The organism is Candidatus Infernicultor aquiphilus, from assembly GCF_002784285.1.
Taxonomy (GTDB): Bacteria; Atribacterota; Phoenicimicrobiia; order Phoenicimicrobiales; family Phoenicimicrobiaceae; genus Infernicultor; species Infernicultor aquiphilus.
This window is the reverse complement of sequence record NZ_PFKO01000216.1, coordinates 3,103-7,599: the sequence shown is the minus strand read 5'-3', so window position 1 is coordinate 7,599 and position 4,497 is coordinate 3,103. Positions and strand designations below refer to the sequence as shown.

Annotated in this window: 3 protein-coding genes; all 3 read right to left on the bottom strand. The window is 32.8% G+C overall.

From position 1 onward, the window contains the following. Positions 1-493: 493 nt before the first annotated feature. Entirely contained in the window at positions 494-1,720 is a 1,227-nt protein-coding gene (locus COZ07_RS05670) for a glycoside hydrolase family 13 protein (RefSeq protein ID WP_406607606.1), read from the bottom strand. Positions 1,721-1,794: 74 nt separating this feature from the next. After that, positions 1,795-3,510: an IS1634 family transposase gene (locus COZ07_RS05665; RefSeq protein ID WP_406607605.1), complete on the bottom strand. Its 1,716-nt coding sequence runs from the start codon at positions 3,508-3,510 to the stop codon at positions 1,795-1,797. Between the two features lie 215 nt (positions 3,511-3,725). After that, on the bottom strand, positions 3,726-4,340 hold the full coding sequence (locus COZ07_RS05660; protein ID WP_406607604.1) for a hypothetical protein: 615 nt from the start codon (positions 4,338-4,340) through the stop codon (positions 3,726-3,728). Between the last annotated feature and the right edge of the window lie 157 nt (positions 4,341-4,497).

Genomic DNA, 4,497 nt, shown 5'->3' with positions numbered 1-4,497 from the left:
AAAAAATTCCAGCACAAATAATTAAAGCGATAGTTAAAATAAAGGTTTGGATTTTACGGCTATTTTTGATTTTCTTTAATAACTTTCTCATAAATTTTTTCTACTTTTTCAAAACTTTTCGCAATTTGATGATTTGTTTCTTTAATTACTTTTGGTATCGCGTTCATCAGCACTTTAATACTTTTATATGTATCAATATGATTACTATAATATAAAATATTAAACATTACAAGATATCACAGATTCTTTTAAATGAATAAATGGACCCGTCCCCTTTTTTAATTTATAATTGAGTTATTCTCGGTCAGCCTGTGGAGACCTGACCAGATAACGCAATAAAACTACCCATATAAAATAAAAACCTCGATGCATGGCATTTATACCAAACATCGAGGCTTCAATTTTTATTAATAAGTTTCTTTTTTACTAATTATAATAAGTAATATCCGTGTCAAACAGTGACAATATAGTTTCTAGACTATGGAGAGAGTTTCTATCCCTGAGGTATATAACCTGAATCTGCCTGACAATTTCTTATTATACTTAACTTTTCTTTTATAATCCAAGACATTGATTCCAAAACCAATTCATCTTCCATAAAAGGCAGTTTACAAGTCTTTTGTTCCAATGATTTATTAATTGCGATCAATACCATTTTTTTGTCATTACTTCTTGTAAAAGCATAAATATCGTCTGTAATATATAATGAATGAAAATCACCATTAACAAAAACATCATCACTGTTTCTTAACTTTATCATTTCTTTATAAAAGTTCAGAATTTCTTTATTTTCATTTCCCCATGGATAAGTCTTTCTATTATGTGGATCTGTGCTTCCCCTTAGACCTGCTTCATCGCCATAATAAATGCAAGGCACTCCTGGAAATGTCATTTGAAAAATAATAATAAGCTTTAATGCTTTTATTGATGTTTCTACATTTTCATATTTGTTTTCCATTATGGTCAATATCCTGGCTACATCATGTCCCCCAATTAAGTTTAGACATGAATAAAAGTTTTCTCTTGGATAGTTCTCATAAAGATTCATTATACTGCTATGGACTTTACTTGCATTAACTTTATTAGTGATGAAATCAATCATAATATTTCTCAAAGGGTAGTTCGTTACTGAGTCAAGTTCTTCACCATAAAAGTATTCTCGTCTTAAACCATAGCTTATTTTATTTGATGCATCTTCCCATACCTCACCGATAAGCACTGAATCTGGGTTTAATCTTTTAATTTTTTTCTTTAAAAGTTTAATAAACTCATCAGGCAATTCGTCAGCAACATCAAGTCTCCATCCCATAGCCCCTTTTTTCATCCAATTAGTAATTACACTATCATCATCCCGCATCATATAATCTAAATAAGAATCGTTAAGCTCTGATACATTAGGCATTTCATCTATGTCCCACCAACCTTTATATTTATTTGGATATTGGTCAAACTGATACCAGCTATAGTATTTTGATTCTTTCGATTGATAAGCACCTATTTCGTTAAAATTTCCATAACGATTGAAATATACACTGTCATCTCCAGTATGGCTAAAAACTCCATCTAGTATTATTTTTATTTCTAAATCTTTTGCAATTGAGCAAAGTCTTTCAAAATCATCATTATCCCCAAGAATAGGGTCAATTCTTTTATAATTTGAAGTGTCATATCTATGATTGCTGGGAGCTTCAAATATTGGATTTAGATAAATTGTGCTTATACCTAGCGTGACTTTATTAAACGATTATTAAAACTATCCTAAAACATTGTATACATAAGGTTAATTGCTTACATTTAATTGTATACACTAAAGGGGATTTTAGTCTTTAATTTTAATTCGCTCAAACCCATCCCTTCGGCAAGAACCTTGATATCAGGGTCCATATTTTCCAGACGGTAAACTGTTTTATATATACCTTTAGTCTTTTGTAGATGACTCTCGATAAAGGTTGCAAGTCGGATAGCAGAGAGTTTTTCTAGTAAAGCATCTGGCGTCCCCGTAAATCCCACCTTTTCCCTTGCCCTCTTACTTGCTACCATGACCAGGAGAAGGGCCAGAAGACATATAAATACGTGAACCTCTATCTTTTGGTCGGTCCAGTGATATTGTGGTCTTAAGGCCAGGTGAAAAGGGTTCTTTATCCTCTTAAAGACATTCTCTATCTTCGATTGTCCCCAATAAGCTAAGATAATCTCTTTAGTACTCCAGCCGTGTTGATTGGTAATTAATATACGACGCCCAAATTTATGGTCTTTTAGAAGATCAAACTCTTTCTTATCTACCCAAAAATCAAGGTCAAAGGCATCTTCTTGGAGATGTTCAAGTCTCCAGCAAATAAGGTTCTCAGGAATACCAGTAGTTAACAATTTTATTTTTTTCTCTAAGTCTTCTTGGCTTCTTTTTTTACCTTTTTTAGTTGGTTGTTGGATATTTTCTTTCCATTTATGAAGTTTGGCAGATATCTTTTTTATATCTTGTTCAAGGCCTTTGATCTGTCCTTTACGAAGTTTTTCGGAGATATATACCACACAAGTTAGATCAAGTTCCCAGATCCTGGTACGGAGGCGATAACACTCAAGTTCGTAATTATTTACTGATATTATATTTAGATTATTATTAGCTTCTTTAATTAAATCTTTATGCTGATAAGGGGATAGTGCACCAACAAAATGAATATTCTGATCTACATTTTTTAGAATTTTCTTAGATTTATTTCCCTGATCAAATACTAAGGTGATATTCTCCAGTGAACCAGCAATAGCCTTAAATCTGGCTAGTATCTTTTGGAAGTTATCTTTAAAGACCGCCTTATCGGAAAGGTTACCTTGATATACCTGGTGAAAAAGGGGAATCTGATCCCGAGACACCAGTAATAACAACCCGAATTGTCTTAGATCCATCCTCTTTTGTTTATTTCTACCCCTTTGAGCAAGGCTACACCTTTGGTTATTAGAATCAATATAGGTGAAAAAATTACTGGTATCATAGAGTAGAGTATCAAGGGTTATTCCTTCTTTTTCTATTAATACTTTGAGTATATCTTCCTCTACCTGGTGAATGGCGGATAGCGGGAAGGCTTCCATCTGATCCCAAAAATGCTGACTGTCCAGTTTACTCAAAGACATCCGCAAAAGATAAGATAGACTGGTATACCTAGCCCACCCCCCATACCAGTTCCTTTTGCTGGTAGGGTTACATACTCTTCCAATAGCAGCCAGTAACAGGGAACCACCTACAGTAAAACCATCCCGCAATTGCTTGCCCTTTATGTGTCTATTTATAGATGGTACAACTTGGAGTTCTTCCGCAATATTCAGCATAACTGCAACTAACCCATGACTATAACTGCGGACTTTTTTGGGAATACCTCCTTTCAGTCTTTTCAAAAGGGTAGCAGCGCTGCCGAGATATTCCAGGATAACGGGTCTTGGTTTACCGTTAACCCTGCGGGATTCAACTATAGACCAGTAATTATGTCCCCTGGATTTTCTTTTCTGTAATGTTGCCATATTAGTGTATACTTTATCATAGATATATAGTGTTGTCAAGGTTCTAAGTAATATTTGTTACCTTATTATAAGGTGTTTAATAATTATACTAATCTTATAATTATTGTATGATTATCAGTGTATACATATTTATGCTATTATAGTGCCCCAAACCTATTGATTTTATTGGATAAATAAGCATTGGTACCTTTTTTAAGCTTGGTTTTTTAATAAAGTCACGCTAGATCCTTGATATAAGGCAGCTTTTCAATTATCCCTTCAATATTACCACCAAAAAAATCCCATCTTTGAATTCTTCCATTGCTGTCTTTTATATAAAAAGGTTCATCATCCCAATTAGCGTATACGAAAGAATTCTTTTTCGGATTTTTTATATAAGGGTTTTTATTATAAAACCTATCCGGAAAAATCTGATATACAACTGAGCTTTTAAACCAATCTGGTACAACATGATGTTTTTTATATACTGTTATCTGATAACCAGGGGGAATATCACTATATCTATGGCCAATCCCTCCTAGAATATCAGGATTATTCCCATAGTAAATAATATTTTCATCATTTGATATAGAAAAATAATAAAAAATCAAACCAGAATAATCCTTTGAATCCACATTAACTTTATACATATAATCATCGGTATATGACTCAAAAGCTTCCATCTTTATTTTTTCTTCTGCATCTCTTTTAATTATATGAATAAAAACTTCCTTATGGTTTAAGTCTTTCGAAATTAGAAGTGCTATAGAAAGTCTTATACCGCTTTCTATAGCACCAAATGGACTTCTAAAGGCATTATCATGGGAATTATGAAATATAAGTTCTTCCATCGATACAACCTCTTCCGCTAAAAGCTTTTTTAGAAATAAGCATTACAACTCCTCCATTAACTTCTTGTATAAATCAGCATATTTTTCAGTAGACTTTTCCCAGCTGTTATCAGATTTCATAGCATTGGTCATTATTTTTCCCCATATGTTTTTATCC

What these genes read in the sequence shown, in the direction of transcription:
- COZ07_RS05665 (WP_406607605.1), bottom strand. Translation starts at nt 3,510, where the DNA reads ATGGCAACATTACAGAAAAGAAAATCCAGGGGACATAATTACTGGTCT.
- COZ07_RS05660 (WP_406607604.1), bottom strand. Translation starts at nt 4,340, where the DNA reads ATGGAAGAACTTATATTTCATAATTCCCATGATAATGCCTTTAGAAGT.